Origin of the sequence: Syntrophobotulus glycolicus DSM 8271, assembly GCF_000190635.1 — a bacterium.
In the GTDB taxonomy this organism is placed as follows: Bacteria; Bacillota; Desulfitobacteriia; order Desulfitobacteriales; family Syntrophobotulaceae; genus Syntrophobotulus; species Syntrophobotulus glycolicus.
In genome coordinates this window covers 1,990,210-2,007,188 of record NC_015172.1, presented here as the reverse complement: position 1 = coordinate 2,007,188, position 16,979 = coordinate 1,990,210, and the positions used below count along the sequence as shown (strand labels likewise).

21 protein-coding genes are annotated in these 16,979 nt (G+C 42.0%); 19 read left to right on the top strand and 2 right to left on the bottom strand.

All coding sequences use genetic code 11. The features are described from left to right. Window positions 1-46: 46 nt before the first annotated feature. Window positions 47-328: a GlsB/YeaQ/YmgE family stress response membrane protein gene (locus SGLY_RS09920; RefSeq protein WP_013625153.1), complete on the top strand. Its 282-nt coding sequence runs from the start codon at window positions 47-49 to the stop codon at window positions 326-328. 265 nt (window positions 329-593) lie between these two features. On the opposite strand, the gene SGLY_RS09915 is transcribed toward SGLY_RS09920, so the two are convergent. Continuing rightward, a complete protein-coding gene (locus SGLY_RS09915) occupies window positions 594-1,034 on the bottom strand; it encodes a CHAP domain-containing protein (RefSeq protein WP_041444773.1) in 441 nt (146 codons plus the stop codon). A 348-nt stretch (window positions 1,035-1,382) separates the two neighbouring features. Here SGLY_RS09915 and SGLY_RS09910 point away from each other — a divergent pair, with 348 nt between their 5' ends. The 14 genes from SGLY_RS09910 to SGLY_RS09845 all read left to right on the top strand — a co-directional run bounded on the left by SGLY_RS09910 (window position 1,383) and on the right by SGLY_RS09845 (window position 15,820). Beyond that, window positions 1,383-2,285 carry a DUF2156 domain-containing protein gene (locus SGLY_RS09910; RefSeq protein WP_013625152.1) on the top strand — a complete coding sequence of 301 codons (903 nt, stop codon included), beginning with the start codon at window positions 1,383-1,385 and terminating at the stop codon, window positions 2,283-2,285. 38 nt (window positions 2,286-2,323) lie between these two features. Then, entirely contained in the window at window positions 2,324-3,205 is an 882-nt protein-coding gene (locus SGLY_RS09905) for a GNAT family N-acetyltransferase (protein WP_041445321.1), read from the top strand. 282 nt (window positions 3,206-3,487) lie between these two features. Beyond that, window positions 3,488-4,966: a ribosomal protection-like ABC-F family protein gene (gene abc-f / locus SGLY_RS09900; RefSeq protein ID WP_013625150.1), complete on the top strand. Its 1,479-nt coding sequence runs from the start codon at window positions 3,488-3,490 to the stop codon at window positions 4,964-4,966. 104 nt (window positions 4,967-5,070) lie between these two features. Then, entirely contained in the window at window positions 5,071-7,401 is a 2,331-nt protein-coding gene (locus SGLY_RS09895; protein WP_013625149.1) for a heavy metal translocating P-type ATPase, read from the top strand. Window positions 7,402-7,427: 26 nt separating this feature from the next. Further along, window positions 7,428-7,655, top strand: a complete 228-nt coding sequence (locus SGLY_RS18565) for a heavy-metal-associated domain-containing protein (RefSeq protein ID WP_013625148.1) — start codon at window positions 7,428-7,430, stop codon at window positions 7,653-7,655. A 31-nt stretch (window positions 7,656-7,686) separates the two neighbouring features. Further along, entirely contained in the window at window positions 7,687-7,950 is a 264-nt protein-coding gene (locus SGLY_RS09890) for a metal-sensing transcriptional repressor (protein ID WP_013625147.1), read from the top strand. A gap of 477 nt (window positions 7,951-8,427) precedes the next feature. Continuing rightward, window positions 8,428-8,874 carry a DUF2975 domain-containing protein gene (locus tag SGLY_RS09885; RefSeq protein ID WP_013625146.1) on the top strand — a complete coding sequence of 149 codons (447 nt, stop codon included), beginning with the start codon at window positions 8,428-8,430 and terminating at the stop codon, window positions 8,872-8,874. 13 nt (window positions 8,875-8,887) lie between these two features. Continuing rightward, complete coding sequence (locus tag SGLY_RS09880; RefSeq protein ID WP_013625145.1) at window positions 8,888-9,103, top strand: helix-turn-helix domain-containing protein; 216 nt, start codon at window positions 8,888-8,890, stop codon at window positions 9,101-9,103. Beyond that, on the top strand, window positions 9,100-10,584 hold the full coding sequence (locus tag SGLY_RS09875) for a DUF4153 domain-containing protein (protein WP_013625144.1): 1,485 nt from the start codon (window positions 9,100-9,102) through the stop codon (window positions 10,582-10,584). The genes SGLY_RS09880 and SGLY_RS09875 overlap by 4 nt, the downstream gene beginning before the upstream one ends. Window positions 10,585-10,770: 186 nt before the next feature. After that, window positions 10,771-11,904 (top strand): aldo/keto reductase, encoded by a 1,134-nt coding sequence (locus SGLY_RS09870; RefSeq protein ID WP_013625143.1) that lies wholly within the window; start codon window positions 10,771-10,773, stop codon window positions 11,902-11,904. 65 nt (window positions 11,905-11,969) lie between these two features. Further along, the gene (locus SGLY_RS09865; RefSeq protein WP_013625142.1) at window positions 11,970-12,383 is read left to right on the top strand and encodes a MerR family transcriptional regulator; all 414 of its coding nucleotides are present in this window, start codon (window positions 11,970-11,972) and stop codon (window positions 12,381-12,383) included. Between the two features lie 48 nt (window positions 12,384-12,431). Then, on the top strand, window positions 12,432-12,890 hold the full coding sequence (locus SGLY_RS09860) for a DUF6544 family protein (RefSeq protein WP_013625141.1): 459 nt from the start codon (window positions 12,432-12,434) through the stop codon (window positions 12,888-12,890). A gap of 384 nt (window positions 12,891-13,274) precedes the next feature. Continuing rightward, entirely contained in the window at window positions 13,275-13,997 is a 723-nt protein-coding gene (locus tag SGLY_RS09855; RefSeq protein WP_013625140.1) for a hypothetical protein, read from the top strand. 632 nt (window positions 13,998-14,629) lie between these two features. Continuing rightward, entirely contained in the window at window positions 14,630-15,820 is a 1,191-nt protein-coding gene (locus tag SGLY_RS09845; RefSeq protein ID WP_013623695.1) for an IS256 family transposase, read from the top strand. A 73-nt stretch (window positions 15,821-15,893) separates the two neighbouring features. On the opposite strand, the gene SGLY_RS18155 is transcribed toward SGLY_RS09845, so the two are convergent. Then, a complete protein-coding gene (locus SGLY_RS18155; RefSeq protein WP_169312024.1) occupies window positions 15,894-16,118 on the bottom strand; it encodes a hypothetical protein in 225 nt (74 codons plus the stop codon). Between SGLY_RS18155 and tnpA the strand changes: the two genes are divergently transcribed. The 4 genes from tnpA (at window position 16,096) to SGLY_RS09830 (ending at window position 16,975) form a co-directional block, all read left to right on the top strand. Then, a complete protein-coding gene (gene tnpA / locus SGLY_RS18650) occupies window positions 16,096-16,266 on the top strand; it encodes an IS66 family insertion sequence element accessory protein TnpA (RefSeq protein WP_427916597.1) in 171 nt (56 codons plus the stop codon). The genes SGLY_RS18155 and tnpA overlap by 23 nt on opposite strands. Before the next feature lie 189 nt (window positions 16,267-16,455). After that, the gene (gene tnpB / locus SGLY_RS18645; RefSeq protein WP_083811225.1) at window positions 16,456-16,572 is read left to right on the top strand and encodes an IS66 family insertion sequence element accessory protein TnpB; all 117 of its coding nucleotides are present in this window, start codon (window positions 16,456-16,458) and stop codon (window positions 16,570-16,572) included. A 35-nt stretch (window positions 16,573-16,607) separates the two neighbouring features. Continuing rightward, the gene (locus SGLY_RS17575; RefSeq protein WP_083811224.1) at window positions 16,608-16,814 is read left to right on the top strand and encodes a hypothetical protein; all 207 of its coding nucleotides are present in this window, start codon (window positions 16,608-16,610) and stop codon (window positions 16,812-16,814) included. Beyond that, a complete protein-coding gene (locus SGLY_RS09830) occupies window positions 16,793-16,975 on the top strand; it encodes a hypothetical protein (RefSeq protein WP_013625138.1) in 183 nt (60 codons plus the stop codon). The genes SGLY_RS17575 and SGLY_RS09830 overlap by 22 nt, the downstream gene beginning before the upstream one ends. Window positions 16,976-16,979: the final 4 nt, after the last annotated feature.

Genomic DNA, 16,979 nt, shown 5'->3' with positions numbered 1-16,979 from the left:
AATTATATTAATAAAACAACTTCTCAAACAAAGGAGGGAGAACCTGATGAATACAATGGGTATTATCGGTTGGCTTATCTTAGGAGGTCTTGCAGGATGGGTCGCAAGTAAAATAACCGGCAATGATGCTTCAATGGGTGTAGGAATGAATATCTTAGTCGGCATCATAGGTGCTTTCATAGGAGGATGGATTTTAAGTCTATTTGGGGCAATGGGTGTCAGTGGATTTAATATCTGGAGTTTCCTGGTCGCTTTGGCCGGTGCGGTCATCCTCCTTGTCATTGTCAATGCTTTTACAGGAAAGAAACGGTATCGGGCTAATACTTAGATAAAAAGTATTAATCGGTTAAAACGGCAGCTGTTTTAAAAATCTAATTCGTAATAATACAAATGAGGAGGCCAAAGGCAGCCTCATTTGTTGTGTTAAAATATAGAAGGAGATGAGATATTTCAGGAGAATAATACAAAAAAGAAGTAAATTTTGCTAAAGAGATAAAGAATTAAAGCCCGATGGGTCATATCAATACCGTTCCAATAAGGTGTTATGATCCTGGCAATTTACATTAGAGACATATTCAAACAAAGAAAACACCTTATAAAATAATATAACCTAGCAATTCGACGTGCGGAGTTCTCCATTCTCCAAGGAAATCTGCTGTTTTTACAGTTTGGTACATTCCATCCCGGCCTTTAGTATAATTCGATTCACTAAAATAGACTCTGCCATTATCGACTGCTTCAATATATAACAGGTGGCCTAGCCCTTGACTGCCACCTTTATAGACCGCAATAGAATTGCGAACAGGAGTTATTTTCCCCTTGATGGCCTGACAGTTTGCCTGATCAACGGCATCCAGCCATTGATAGGCGTTGGCGCTGGAATGAAAGCTCAGCTTTTTTCCTGCCTGATAACTTGCCCTGTTCCAACAATACCATGTACATTGGGCTTTTTTAAAGCTTCTGTTGCCAACCGGTGTTGAAAAACTGGAATAACCTTTTACTTTTGTACCGACTAAATCGGCCCAACCTGGCATTTTTCTACCCCCTTGAATTTCATATTCAGCTTTATCTCTCCGTGAGCGAACGGAACGAGAAGCTTGCAAAAAATGAAATTATTCGATAAGCGTTTTTTTGCTTATGTTATCATATGGCAGGGACAAAGAAAGGAACCATCTGCGAGAAAAAAAACGCGAATGATAAGTCCATAACAAAATGATGAGGTGTAAGATTTTAGACTCCAAGACATTTTACAATTGAACTAATCAAAAGATTATTCTAAAATAACAGAGGGAAACTTAATAAGCATGTTTGGGATGTTCAGGATGTACCCGGCCGCATGAAGATACGGCTTTTTCTTTTATATGATCAAGAGGAGAGTAAAGATGATAACGTTCAAGGAAATAGAGATCAGTGATAAAGGGTGGATAGATGCTATTCTTAATGCCGCCGACAGGCCAGGCTGCCATTACAATTTTACAAATATGTTTGCCTGGGGGAATATCTATCAATATCGTGTGGCCAAGCTGGAAAATTGCCTGGTGGTTAAAGGTTGGAGCCTGGAAGGAGTGCCGTATTATTTATATCCGGCAGGCGAGGGGGACTATCCAAAAGTCTTAGAGGCAATGGTCGAAGATGCAGCAAGCTCCGGAAATGAATTCAGGCTGGCAGGACTGTCGGATGAGAATATTGCGGAAATCAACACCTTGTTCCCGGATAAATTTGAATATGCCAAGGTGCGGGACAGCTATGATTATGTTTACTTATTGGACAAGCTTGTAACATTATCCGGCAGAAATCTCAGCGCCAAACGCAACCATATCAACCATTTCAAGCGGGATAACAACTGGGCCTTTGAGCAGGTATCTTCCGAGAATATCGGCGAGTGCTGGGAAATGACCGTTGAATGGTGTAACAGACGCAAATGTCAGTATGATATCCAGCTTGAGAATGAAAGTTGTGCGGTACGCCAATGTTTTGACCATTTTTTCGAGTTAGGCTTAGAAGGCGGCCTTATCCGGTCCGGAGGAAGAGTAATTGCTTATACTATGGGAGAAAAACTGAATTCGGATACTTATGACATCCACATTGAAAAAGCATTTGATGAAATACAGGGCGCCTATCAAATCATCAACCATGAGTTTGCGATTTTTATTCAGGAAAATCATCCTGAACTGATCTATGTCAATCGGGAGGAGGATATGGGTCAGGAAGGACTGAGAAAGGCCAAGTTGTCTTATCATCCGGTCAGAATGGAGGAAAAATCCTGGGGTAAATTTGCAGGTTAAGTGAAGCCATGATTCAGTGGAAGGGGTGTGAAATTCAGGTGAATGAAATCAGACCGGCGCAAAAAGGTGAGATAACCCGGCAAAAAGAATTGTGGAAACTTTGCTTTGGGGACAGTGAACGGTATATTGATTTTTATTTTGCCAATCGTTACAAAGAAAATGAAACCCTGCTGCTGCTGGAAGACAAGGAAATTTTGTCGATGCTGACAATGCTGCCGGTCAAAATCATTACCCCTGATCAGCAAAGCCTAAATTCCTGTATGCTGTACGCGCTCGCCACTCACCCGCAATACCGGAACAGAGGGTATGGGGCTCAAATATTGGAGTTTGCTCACCAATACCTGGCAAAAAACGGGAAGGATTGCGCTGTTCTCGTTCCAGCTGATGAACAGCTTTTTGATTTTTATCGCCATCGAGGTTTTCGGGAAGGTTTCCATATTCGAGAGGTATGGCTGGACCGGTTTGCAGACTTGCTTTCAGAGGGCGCTTCGTCCTGTATCATAAAAAGTATCTCTCCCCGGGAATATAATCTGAGAAGAGCTAAACAGCTTAAAGGTAAACGATATACAGCATATACCAATGAAGATATCGCTTACCAGAAAAGGTTGTCCCAGTGGTCCGGGGCGGATATTTATGGGCTGGAAGCGGAAGGGGAACAGGGCTGCTGCATCATTGAAATGCCCGGTTCCCATAAAGCAGTGATTAAAGAACTTCTTATTTCAGAGGAATGGCTTCCCCGGGCCGTTAAAGCCATTATGCAATTATTTCCGGGCAAGGAATATCTGTTACGAACACCGGCATTTATAGGCAAAAAATTGGGGGGCGTCATCCGCCCCTATGGCATGATCAGGCCGACCCGGGAAACCGATTTGGAAACGACACCTGAGGATTTTGGTTATTTGGGACTGGCTTTTGATTAAAGGGTGGTATTTTTTATCGTTATCGGTTAGAATTTAATCAGCAATCAGAGATTGGAGATGAAAAGATGCGCAAATTTTCTTGCTAATGATTTTAAGCATAATAAAACGAAAAATTCTGCTGCAGAATTTGCTTTTTGTTGTGCTCAGGCAAGAAAGTTGCTGATTTCTTTTCAGTCAAATTATACATGATCATGTCCTTAGGATTTGGTTTTACTGTGTATTTTCGAGCTGCAGGAATGAACTTTCTTGCAGCTCATATTTTTTTGCACAGGAGGATAACGGATGTCTTTAATCAATGTGACAAATCTGACCTTTGCCTATGAAGGAAGTTATGACAATCTATTTGAAAATGTGAGTTTTCAAATAGATAGCGATTGGAAATTGGGTTTTACGGGAAGAAACGGCAGAGGTAAAACAACACTTCTCAATTTGCTGCTTGGCAAACATGAATATAAAGGCAATATTTCCACAAATGTCAGCTTTGAGTATTTCCCATTCGTTGTGGCAAATCAGGAAATCGCCACTCTGGATGCAGTCGGCGAACTTTTCCCTGACTATGTTCACTGGAAACTGCTGAGGGAACTGTCATTGCTGGACGTTTCTGAAGAGGCCTTGTACCGGCCATTTCGGACATTATCTAACGGAGAACAGACCAAAGTACTGCTTGCAACCTTGTTTCTTAAGGAAAACAGCTTTTTGTTGATCGATGAACCGACCAATCACCTCGATATGACTGCAAGAAAGCTTGTCGGGAATTACCTTAACAGCAAAAGCGGCTTTATTCTGGTGTCCCATGACAGATCGTTTTTGGATAGCTGTATTGATCATATTCTTTCAATTAATAAAACAAATATCGATATTCAAAAAGGTAATTTCTCCAGCTGGTGGGAAAATAAAAAAAGACAGGATAACTTTGAACTTGCAGAAAATGAAAAACTAAAAAAAGATATTTTTCATTTAGCTGAGGCAGCTAAACGAACGGGCGGCTGGTCAAATGAAGTGGAAAAGACAAAATACGGAACAAAACATTCTGGTTCGAAGGCAGATAAAGGGTATATTGGCCATAAAGCGGCTAAAATGATGAAACGCTCCAAATCAATGGAAAACAGACAACAATCTGCTATCCGTGAAAAATCCAAACTGCTCAAAAATATTGAAGACACAGAAAACCTGAAAATTACTCAGCTTTGTTATGTTCAAAGCCGGCTTGCTGAACTGCAAAATATTTCGATTTTTTACCAGGATAAGATGATCTGCAAAGATATCAATTTCAGGATAGAGCAGGGAGACCGTATTGTTCTTATGGGAAAAAACGGTTCAGGAAAATCAAGTATTCTTAAACTCATCTGCGGTGAGAAGATAAGCTATACAGGTAGCTTCATGAGAGGGAGCCAGCTTAAATTATCCTATGTTCCGCAGGACACATCCCATCTTCAGGGAAATTTAACCGACTATGCCGCAAAAAACAATGTGAATGAAAGCCTTTTTAAAACAATATTAAGGAAGCTTGATTTTTCCAGAGTTCAGTTTGAAAAAGAGATATCAACATTCAGCAGCGGTCAGAAGAAAAAAGTTTTGATCGCCAAAAGCTTGGCTGAACGAGCTCATCTGTATATTTGGGATGAACCACTTAACTATATCGATGTCATTTCCCGGGTCCAAATTGAAGAAGTATTGCTTGAGTACAAGCCTACGATTTTGTTTGTAGAGCATGAGAGGAGGTTCAGTGACAATATTGCAACAAAGGAGGTCAATATCTGATTTTTTTTTTGCGTCAACGGAAAGGCTATTGACAACAGATTGGAAAATCTCTATAGTTACATCATAAACACCCCTCCGGGGGTGGGAGGTAAGAAGGTGGATATATGAATCAAAAATTTCAGGTAACAGGGATGACTTGCTCTGCTTGCTCAGCCAGAGTGGACAAGGCTGTTAAAAAAGTCGAAGGGGTCCGGGCTGTCAATGTTAATTTGCTCACCAACAGTATGGGAGTAGAATATGATGAGTCCGTAACCGACAGTGCGAAAATTGTTCAGGCTGTAGTAGATGCCGGATATCAGGCCTCGATGTTTGTACGCAAAGCCGAGACCCCGGCCAAAGGTGAGAAAGCTGCCGACGCACTGGAAAATGAAATGAAAGAGATGAAATACCGGCTTATTGTGTCGTTCCTTTTCTGGCTGCCGTTGATGTACCTGGCAATGAATCACATGTTGAATGACTGGTTCGGCCTGCCGATCCCGGAATTTATCATGATTGCCTTTCATGGTCATGCCAATGGGGTCACATTTGCCTTCACTCAGTTTTTGTTGCTTTTACCTATAGTGTACGTCAACCGGAAATATTTCCGGATCGGCTTTAAGGCCCTGATCAAAAGGTCACCCAATATGGACTCTCTGATCGCCATAGGATCGGCTGCGGCCATTGTTTACGGGATACTGGCGATTTTCAAGATCGGCTACAGTCTGGGCCATGGCGATATGCACACACTGGATCATTATCTGATGGATATTTACTTTGAGTCGGCGGGAACAATCCTCACCTTGATTACTCTGGGCAAATTCTTTGAGGCGAGATCCAAAGGAAAGACTTCGGAGGCCATCACGAAATTGATGGACCTGGCGCCTAAGACCGCTGTTGTTGTCCGGGAGGGGAAGGAAATTGAAATTCCGGTAGAAGATGTTATTGTTGGTGATTTGCTTATCGTCAAACCGGGACAGAGTATTCCGGTAGACGGAGTGATTATTGAAGGCAGCTCGGCTATCGACCAGTCGGCCTTGACAGGTGAAAGCATTCCAGTGGAGAAACAGGTTGGGGATAAAGTAATTGCGGCAACGATCAATAAGACCGGCTTTTTCAAATTTAGAGCGGAAAAAGTGGGGGATGATACCAGCCTGGCCAAGATTATTGAACTGGTTGAGGAGGCAAGTTCCTCCAAAGCGCCTATCGCCAAGCTAGCGGATAAAATCAGTGGAATCTTTGTTCCCGTGGTCATCTGTATTGCCATTATCGCGGCAGCTGTTTGGCTGCTTTTGGGACAATCCGTTGAATTTGCACTGTCAATTGGGGTTGCGGTATTGGTTATCTCCTGTCCCTGCGCCCTTGGTCTGGCTACTCCGGTAGCGATTATGGTTGGGACAGGCAAAGGGGCGAGCAATGGCATATTAATTAAATCGGCCGAAGCTTTACAGACTGCCCATAGCATTGATACCGTGGTGTTGGACAAGACGGGGACCATTACGGAAGGCAGACCTAAATTGACCGATATCGCTGTAACCGGTAGGATATCCGAACAGCAGCTCTTGGAGATTGCCGCTTCCATTGAAAAGCCCTCCGAGCATCCTTTAGCGGAAGCAATTGTGGAGGAGGCGATCAAGAGGGGCTTGGAGCTGGAAAATGTCGAGAGCTTTACTGCCATAGCCGGGAAAGGGATTGTAGCCGCCGTTGGGGGAAAACAATACATGGCCGGCAATATCGCCATGATGGAAGAAAGACAAATTGATGTCACTGCGCTCAGGGAAACTTCCGAAACATTGGCGGAAAACGGCAAAACACCGCTTTATTTTGCTGATGACCGAGAGCTTTTGGGAGTTATCGCCGTAGCTGATGTGGTCAAACCGACCAGTCACAAAGCGATCGAACAGTTCAAAGCAATGGGCATTGAGGTAGTGATGCTGACCGGTGATCACAAAAGAACGGCTGAAGCGATCAGAAGGCAGCTTAATATTGACAAAGCAGTGGCTGAAGTTCTGCCTCAGGACAAAGAGAATGAAATCCAAACAATCCAGAGTAAGAATAAAAAAGTTGCTATGGTTGGGGACGGGATCAATGATGCCCCAGCTCTGGTCAGAGCGGATGTGGGGATTGCGATCGGGGCAGGGACCGATATTGCCATTGAGTCGGCGGATATTGTCCTGATGAAAAGCGACCTGCTTGATGTTGTCACAGCTATTCAATTGAGCAAGGCTACCATGAGGAACATCAAGCAGAACCTGTTTTGGGCATTCTTCTATAATGTCATTGGAATTCCGCTGGCGGCCGGAACATTTTACTTCTTGCTCGGCTGGAAGCTGAGTCCGATGTTTGCAGCGGCGGCGATGAGTATGAGTTCGGTTTGCGTGGTATCCAATTCACTGCGACTGAAGTTCTTTAAGCCCCGGTTTTCCGCGGTAAACGATAATATCATGACCCACCATTAATCATCTATAGTAAGGAGTGTAAAACAATGAAAAAGGTAATTAAAATTGACGGACTGCATTGCGAGCATTGTCAGGCTACGGCAGAAAAAGCCCTGAATGCAATTCACGGCGTAGAGGCTAAGGTCAATTTGGAGAAGAACCAGGCTATCGTTCATTTAAGCCAAGAAGTTGATGACCAGGTGTTTAAGGATGCTCTGAGCGAAGTGGGTTTTGAAGCGGTTTCCATCACGGAAAAGAAAGGCCTGTTTGGGTAAAACCAAATGATCTCATCCGGAGGACAAGTCTATGAGAGCAGATAAAGCGAAGGTTACCCGTCTTTTAAAAACAGCAAGGGGACAACTGGACGGCCTGCTGAAAATGGTCGAGGAAGACCGTTATTGTATCGAGATATCCAACCAGCTGATGGCCACCCAGGCTATCTTGCGTAATGTAAACAAAGAAGTTCTGCATGCCCATTTGGACGGCTGTGTCCAGGAAGCCTTTGCAAAAGGGGATCAACGCCAAAAAATAGAGGAGATCATGGAAATTATGGATAAGCTGACAAAATAGAGGCTGCTGGATATTGGTTAGTCAAAATGATGGATTAGATCAATTCCCATAAAAGAAAAAGCTGAACAATCGTAGCCTCTACGAAATGTTCAGCTTTTGTCATTGCCGCCAACCATTTTCTTATCCGCAAAAATAAGGGGTGGATTTTCCGATTATCAAACGACTAATAAATAAATCAAACTGCAAGTCGGTTATTAAAGTTGCATTTCGTTTTCAGAGCATGCATTCCGAATACAAATACTGCGTTTCGTTTTCAAATATTCAGTTGTCAGTTACAAAGATTGCTTTTCAGTCTACAAAATGGCATCTCGCCTTTCAACTTACTACCGACTAGTTTATAAAACGAATAGCCAAAGTAATAGCCAAAGTATTATTATCAATAAACAATATAAATATATCGAAAAACAATAAAATTATATTGACAAATAATAATAATCCTCATAAAATTGAATCAGCATAAGAGAAAGGAATGATACGATGTGGAATCCCAATAAATCCGTAATATTGTCTTCTATCTGTACAAAGGCAGCGATTGTCCTGGTTATCTTGACTGCTTTTGCTATGCCGCATTTGGTCCCTACATATGTGAATTTCGCCGGAAAGGATCCTGAAATTATCCGTCCTTTACTCCTGACGGTGTATGCCTGTGCTTTGCCGGGATTGCTGTCTTTGATCTGCCTGAACAGATTGCTTGCCAACATCAGACAGGGAGAGGTTTTCGCAGAAAAAAATGTCAGGCTTTTACGGGTATTGTCATGGTGCAGTTTCATTGTCTCCGCCATTTTATTTATCTCAGGATTTTACTATATTCTTTTCGTGATGATTGCCATCTGCGCTGCTTTTTTAGGGTTAATCCTGCGTGTGATCAAAAATGTTTTTGAACAAGCGATTGTCATTAAACAGGAAAATGATTTCACGATTTAGGGGGGAATTCTCATTGATTGTCGTTAATCTGGACGTCATTATGGCAAAAAGAAAAATTTCCGCCGGCGAGCTGGCGGAGAAAATTGGAATCACTCCGGCCAATCTATCGATTTTGAAAAATAACAAGGCCAAAGCCATTCGTTTTTCGACCCTGGAAGAAATATGCAAGGTTCTAAACTGTCAGCCCGGAGATATTTTAGAATACCTGGAAGGAGAAGAGAAAAGATGAATAATGGAGCGGATAATACAAGGTATACCAGAAACGATATTATTTTTGCCCTGGCCATGCTGGCCTGCGGCTTTTTATACTGGAATTTGATCCGGCTGCCTGCGCTTGGGGCAGGTGTAACTTTATTTGCTTCTATATTCTGCCTGAGTACCGTCATTTATCTGAAACCCGGGGGAATTCAGCAAACGAGAAGAAGCCTGTTGGGTTTGGCTGTCGTTATCATGTCTGCTCTGGTTTTCCTGGCCTTTGATAATATCCTGATCAAAGGATTGAATTTTCTTTTTCTTACGATCGCCGTAATCTATTGGATCAGTCTGTCCACGGGGAGAACCCTGGAAAAAAAGATTTCCGTCTATATTCTGGGTGATTTCTATCACCAGGCACTGGTTATCCCGTTCAGGAATTTTTCTAGTTGCTTTGGCTCGCTTAAATTCTTTATTTCCGGAAACCAGAAGGGGAAATCACTTTTGGCCGGCATGCTCGGTATTCTTGTGATTATTCCGGTCCTGGCTGCCGTCGTTAATCTTTTAATAAAAGCTGATGCGGCTTTTGCAGGAGTCGTCGCTGACCTGCATTTTAACGTGTCAATGGATATCATTGTCCAAATCATCTTAGGTATTCCAGTTGCCTGCTACCTGTACGGTTTGATCTACGGCGACCGTTATGGAAAAAATACAGGGTCAGTGACCATCGAGTCGGTAGATAAAATGGCGGCAGCCTTCCGTTTCGCCCCGGGAGTGACGGTATATTCGGCTTTGACTGCCTTAAATCTTGTCTTTATTCTCTTCTTCCTTTCCCAGATCAGCTATCTTTTCTCAGCATTCAATAATCGTCTTCCGGAACTCATGACGTATGCGGAGTATGCCCGGAGAGGTTTTTTTGAACTTTGTGCGGTAGCCGGGATCAACCTAGCCGTGATCATGCTGGCCCATCTCATTGTAAAAAGAGAAAAGGTGAGAGTCCTGGGCATAGAAACAGCAGCGTTATGTCTTTTCACTTTAATGTTGATCATCACGGCCATCAGCAAAATGATGATGTACATCAATTACTATGGCTTGACCCAAATGCGTGTTTATACGACCTGGTTTATGGTTGTGTTGTTCTTAATCTTTACGGTGACAGCTGTCAGGCAGTTCAAAAAATTCAATGCAGCCAGGGTTATGATTGGGGGATTTGTGATCTTATTCCTGATCCTGAGTTATGGAAATGTTGACGGGCGCATCGCAGCCTATAATATTGACAGGTATCAAGATGGAACCTTGGAAAAGCTTGATGTCGAGGCTTTATCCGGCCTGTCCGATGCGGCAGTCCCGTATATGTATGATTTATATCAGGTTACGGCGGATCAGAGTCTGAAGGCTCAGCTTAAAGAGGCTATTGAGAAAACACCGGAAGATGAGGATAGTGTGTCAAAGCAAAACACATTCCGAGATTTCAATTTTCAGAGTCATAACGCGCAAAGCATCAGAAACATGCTCTGAAACCGAGCAGTTAAGACAATATTTTATCCTGATTATGGACAGATATATCAGGATTCGCCCCAAAGAACAGGATCAGATGAAATTTTGGAATGAATTTTCATAAAATTTCTTGACTTAGAGTAAACTTCAAGTGTTAAAGTTTAGGCAAGAGAATAAAATGGAGCTTGCTCAGACGGAGGGATATCTATGGGAATGAAAAAGCTGGGGTTTGGATTTATGCGGTTACCGTTAAAAAATCAGAATGATCAGGCAAGCATTGATCTGGATACCTTAAATCAAATGGTGGATAGTTTTCTGGAAAAAGGGTTTACCTATTTTGATACGGCATATATGTATCATTCAGGTAAAAGTGAGATCGCGATAAAAGAATCTTTAGTAAAGCGTCACAAAAGAGACAGCTTCGTTTTAGCGACAAAATTACCAACAATGTATTTAAAAACAAGAGAAGACCAGGAGAGAATTTTTAAGGAGCAGCTAGAAAAATGCGGTGTGGATTATTTCGATTATTATCTTCTTCATAACCTCGGCGCAGAGAACTATAAAACAGCCAAAAGATTGGACAGTTTCGCATTTATTCAGCAGAAGAAAAAACAGGGGAAAATCAGACAGGCCGGTTTTTCTTACCATGATCATGCGGATTTATTAGAAGAAATTCTGGCTGCTCACCCTGAAATTGATTTTGTCCAGCTTCAGATCAATTATCTCGACTGGGAGAATGAAAGCATTCAGTCCCGGAAGTGTTACGAAACGGCAAAAAAATATAATGTGCCTATTATTGTTATGGAACCTGTCAAGGGCGGGGCACTGGCTGAAGTGCCTGAGCAGGCCGAAAAATTATTTCAGGACCGCCATCCGGATATGTCCGTAACATCATGGGCTATCCGTTATGCGGCAAGTCTTGAAGGGGTGATGATGGTCCTAAGCGGGATGACCGATATGAAGCAGTTACTGGATAATACAAGCTATATGCAAGAGTTTAAAGAATTTGTGCAGGATGAATACAATATTGTTGAACAAGCTGTGGAGATGATCAATCAGGCAATTGCCATCCCATGTACAGCCTGCCGGTACTGCCTGGAAGGGTGTCCGAAACATATAGCGATTTCCAAGTATTTTGCTTTATATAATGCGGAAAAACAATCCTTGCCGACCGGGTTTTCGATACAAAGGGTATATTATGATAATTATACGAAAACTTATGGAAAGGCATCTGAGTGTATAGAGTGTAAGCAATGTGAAAGGCATTGTCCCCAGCATATTGAGATTATTCAATACTTGAAAGAGGTAACGAATACGTTTGAATCCGTTTCCTCAAAATAGTCTGAAAGGGGCTGTAAAAGGTTCCCTGCATGCATTTTTGGCCTCGGAAAGGAATGAATTTTCAAATGAGCATTGCGGAAGTGAGTAAAAGATTTGATATTTCCCAGGATACACTCCGCTATTATGAACGAATCGGATTGATTCCCCGTATCAGCCGCAATAAAAGCGGAATGAGGGATTACACCGAAGAAGACTGCAAGTGGATTGAATTTATCAAATGCATGAGAAACGCCGGTCTGCCGATTGAAGTATTGATTGAATATGTTTTGCTGTTTCAACAGGGCGATGAAACCATACAAGCGCGCAAGGAGCTTTTAACCGAACAGCGTAATCAGCTGATCGCAAAAATGGAAGATATGCAAGAAACCATGGAGCGGCTGAACTTTAAGATCGAAAGCTATGAACAGGCAGTGGTTCCAAAAGAAAATGAGTTAAAGGGAAGCAGAGAAATGGATAATAAAAAAAAGGAAGCAAAATAACAGGATTAAACTTTTTAGAAGAAAGAAATGGGGGAGTAAAGAATAGATATGTTCAGCATCATGATTGGTATTATGGCAGTAGCTATTTTGCTGATTGTTATTTATTTTATTCAACCATACTCACCTTTGAAGTCGGATTTTCAGCAAACATCCGCCTGGATGATTGCTGAAACCCAGTCGGAAACAGGAGTGTTTTCCCAGGCGGATATTGCCGAATTGCCCCCTCCAGTACAAAAGTGTTTTTTTCGCTGCGGTTATCTGGGCACCCCGAAAATGTCCTGGATGAAAACAGTATTTGAAAAAGATATTCCGTTTTCCACCGGGCTGAATAAGAACACGCTCAAGATAGACTATATGCAATACAACTTGGTCAAGATACCCAATCGTATCGCCTTTATAGACAGTTCCATTTATGGGGTGCCTTTTCAGGGCTTTGATAGTTTTCTGCAGGGTTCAGGCTCTATGAGAGGCGTCATCGCCAAAACTTTTACCCTTTTATTTTTTTGATCAAACATTAAAAAAGAGGATTCAAAAGAAAATAAAAAAATGTCGGAAAACCACAAATAATATCCCATGAAAAGGAATAAATAGAAAGATATATAATATATACAATAATAATCTATTTTGGGGAATTGTTAACATTCCACCTTTTGGGTTTAACATGAAAGGTGGAAAAAAAATTAATATAGGGATAATTTATTAATTAAGGCGTTTGAAGTTGGGTTTGTGAGATCAAAAACAAATGACCAATGGCTGTGGTTATATATTATTCAGTATACAGGTCATATGGTTAAGAACAGTTACCCTGGGTTACAATTTCCTAACTTTAGTCCTTTCCATCGAGTATTATTAAAAACCAAAATTAAAGGTAGTAAAGGAGTTAATTTAATAATGAAAAATAAATTTAAAAAAGTAATTTCATGTGTTTTATTAATGATGACTATCCTAGTTACTGGAGGAGTTATACCAGCTAATGCTACTGTTATAGAGCAACCTTCAGCGTCAATAATAAAAGCACAAGTATCTGATGTTAAAGCAATGAATGACAAGATTACTCAGTGCCTTATAATTACAGATTCTCAAATCATATTTGATGTAGATAAAGCGTCAAAAGTAGGCTTGTCAAATGATCAAATTAATAACTTAAAAAATACTTATACTGAAATGAATAAAATGGTACAAAATAAGAGTTTATCTATTGTAGAAACCAAGAATGGCACCTATGATATACAATCAAATAAAAATACAGAAGCATATACTACCAATGTTGCAAAAAATTATTCAGGAACAAGTGGACAAATTTCACCAAATTTGGTTACTCCAAGATGGTATGGCTGGGACTTTTGGTGGTCTGCAAGTGAATGTAGTGATATTGCAGCAATTTTAGCAGGAGGATCAATCTCTGCGGCCACCCTTGCAGGTATATTAGGATTAACGGGCGTTGGAATGCCAGTAGCTGTTGCATCTACTATCGCAATGGGCGTAATGGGATTAGGTTCAGCATATTTTTGGTATGCCTCAAACCATGGAGGGGTTTCAGGATCATTTATCCCAGTTGCAATGGCTTCACCTATAACAAGGGGCTATACTCTTAAATTTCACGTAAATAATTAATAGATCAGTGAAATAAAAATACATGATCTTAGAAAAACCTCATAATAGGATTCTAAAATCATTAATCTTATTATGAGGTTTAATTAATATTAAGGAGTAATAAATGAAAAACACGACAATATTCTTTTATAACATACTAGGTGGTATCTTAATAGCTATTATACTCCTTACAGTTTCATTCAGAAATAAAATATCTAGTCAAATGTTTGATAGGGCAATGATTATGTATGGTATTGTATTTGGTGTAATAATTATTACATTTTTAATTAAAATTATTAAATCAAAAATGTAATTTTTTTAGTCAGAATACTTTAGTGGAATCTACGGTTATGGGACACAGCAACCTCTGCGGAATGGTCTATCGAGTTGAATCAAAGATACGCACTATTTTGTCTATTAAAGATATTTATTGCCCCTTTTCATTCTGTCTTAGATCCTTAATTCCTTGAATGCACCTACTTGAATAAGTCGGTGTGTTTTTTCTTTGCGTTCTCGTTGGTTTAGTCGTAAGCGTCGATAAGGTATAATTAATTTCGCAAATTGAAAATGAGTGTTTATGAATAAAGACATAAACGCAACTGCTTGGTAAGATAAAGTTACCACACCAAATCTACCAAGGAGGAATTGCGAATATGTCTGAGAAAATTATACACTTAAACGAAGGTGCAATAAAGCAGGAATTGAAGGAATTAGTACGCCATAGTGTGGAAGAAACATTGAACGACTTGCTCGACCAGGAAGCCGCCGCGCTGATTGAGGCCGGGCGGTATGAACGTTCGGAAGAACGAAAAGGATACAGGTCTGGCCACTATCAGAGAAACCTGATCACCACTTCTGGAGAGGTGAAGCTAAAAGTGCCGAAGCTAAAAGGCGTAGCTTTTGAAACAGCCATCATCGAACGCTATCGGCGGCGGGAAAGCTCCGTGGAAGAAGCCCTGATCGAAATGTACTTAGCCGGTGTTTCGGTTCGCCGGGTAGAGGACATCACCGAAGCGTTATGGGGAACCAAAGTGTCGGCCGGGACCGTGAGCAATCTGAACAAAAAAGTATACGGACACATCGATACTTGGCGCAGCCGACCTCTGCAGAGCAAATATCCGTATGTATACGTCGACGGAATTTACCTCAAACGAAACTGGGGCGGCGAATATGAGAACGTGGCAATACTTATTGCCATGGCCGTTAACGAAGACGGATACAGAGAAGTCATCGGCGCCGGCGAAGGCATGAAAGAAGACAAAGCAAGTTGGCAGGAATTCCTGAAAAGCTTAAAAGAACGAGGACTCACTGGAACGCAGCTATTCATCGGGGACAAATGCCTGGGGCTGATGGAAGCCGTCAATGAAACCTTCCCTAACGCCAAATTTCAGCGCTGCAGCGTACATTTTTACCGAAATGTATTCTCCGTTACACCGCGTTCGAAGATGAAAGAAGTCGCGGCTATGCTCAAGGCAATCCATGCCCAAGAAGACAAAGCAGCAGCCAAAGAAAAAGCAGTTGCTGTCGTTAATAAACTGCGGGACATGAAGCTGAAAGAAGCAGCCAAGAAGATTGAAGACAGTATCCAGGAAACCCTGACTTACATGGATTTCCCGCAGGTGCACTGGTCAAAACTCCGGAGCAATAATGTTATTGAAAGACTGAATCGGGAGATCAGACGCAGAACCCGTGTTGTGGGGGCCTTCCCAGACGGCAACTCGGCACTGATGCTGGTTTGCGCCCGGCTTAGGCATGTAGCAAGTAAAACCTGGGGAACCAAGATGTATATGAGTATGAAACATCTGGAGGAAATGAATAAAGACAACAATCTTGTGGTCGGATAAAAACAAATCATCTCTGGGGTAGACTTGACATGGGACCCTGCGCCGGATGCTTCAATGGGTCGCGGGATGTGGCTCAAATGATGTCTTCTTTTGGAGTAAGCCCCATCCCGATCTTAAGGGTAGCATCCAGCACCCCCATATCAAGTCTTGCTCTGGGGTCAAAATAGAAAACAACCTGCCAAGCAGAAATTTGCGAAAGATCATTGACACTACCACGGACAAAAAATCGTAACGCAGTTTCGGCTGTCGGACTGGGCGAGGCCGGAAAAGAACGAATGGCCAGCGGACTAACAGTCAACGCCTTCTGCGCAGAAAAGGGAATCAGTGAAACTACTTACTATTACAGACAGAAGAAAGTGCGTGAAGCGGCCTGTGCCGAGCTTATAAGAACACAAAGCCTCGGGGAGAATCTTGTGCCAAGCGGATGGGAGCAGCTTAAGGACTGAGCCTATTAGTCCGCCGAGCATACCCTAACCATCGAGGCCGGCGGCTGTCATATCAACGTGAATGCTGAGACTGACCCTAAACTGCTGGCGAAGGTCTGCCGCGTCCTCAAGTCGCTATGATGCGATTCGGCGACAAACCCGTGTATCTGTGCGGACACACGGATATGAGAAAATCGATCAACGGACTTAATGGCGCTCGTACAGCAAAGCTTTTCCCTGGACCCGTTCGCCGACGCCCTGTTTGTATTCTGCAGAAAAAACCGCGACCGTCAGAAAATTCTCGAATGGGACGGAGACGGTCTCTGACTGTATTTTAAAAGGCTGGAGCGCGGGCGTTTCCGTTGGCCAAAATCGGACGGCGAAGCCACAATGGTATAAATGGCGAGGAATTATCCTGCCTGATTGATCGCGCGGCTGGAAAAAAGCTCAAAGGCAGCGAAGTTTTCGAGCGCAAAATCTCGCAAAATATCTGGGGTAAAATGCCGATCTTTCTAGATTTCATGCGGGTTTCAGGTGTGATTAGAGCATGGAAAAACAAGAGAAAATGATTGAAATTCCGCTGCCTGTATATGAGGTTTTTCTCAAACAGACAGAGCAAATCATAGATCCTGAAAAATTTAATTTTGCCTTTACTCAATTCAAACGCTTACTTTACAAGGAAGTGTTAAATTTTTTTTGTGCAAATGCTAGCCTTTATGTAGGGATGTGAAGTG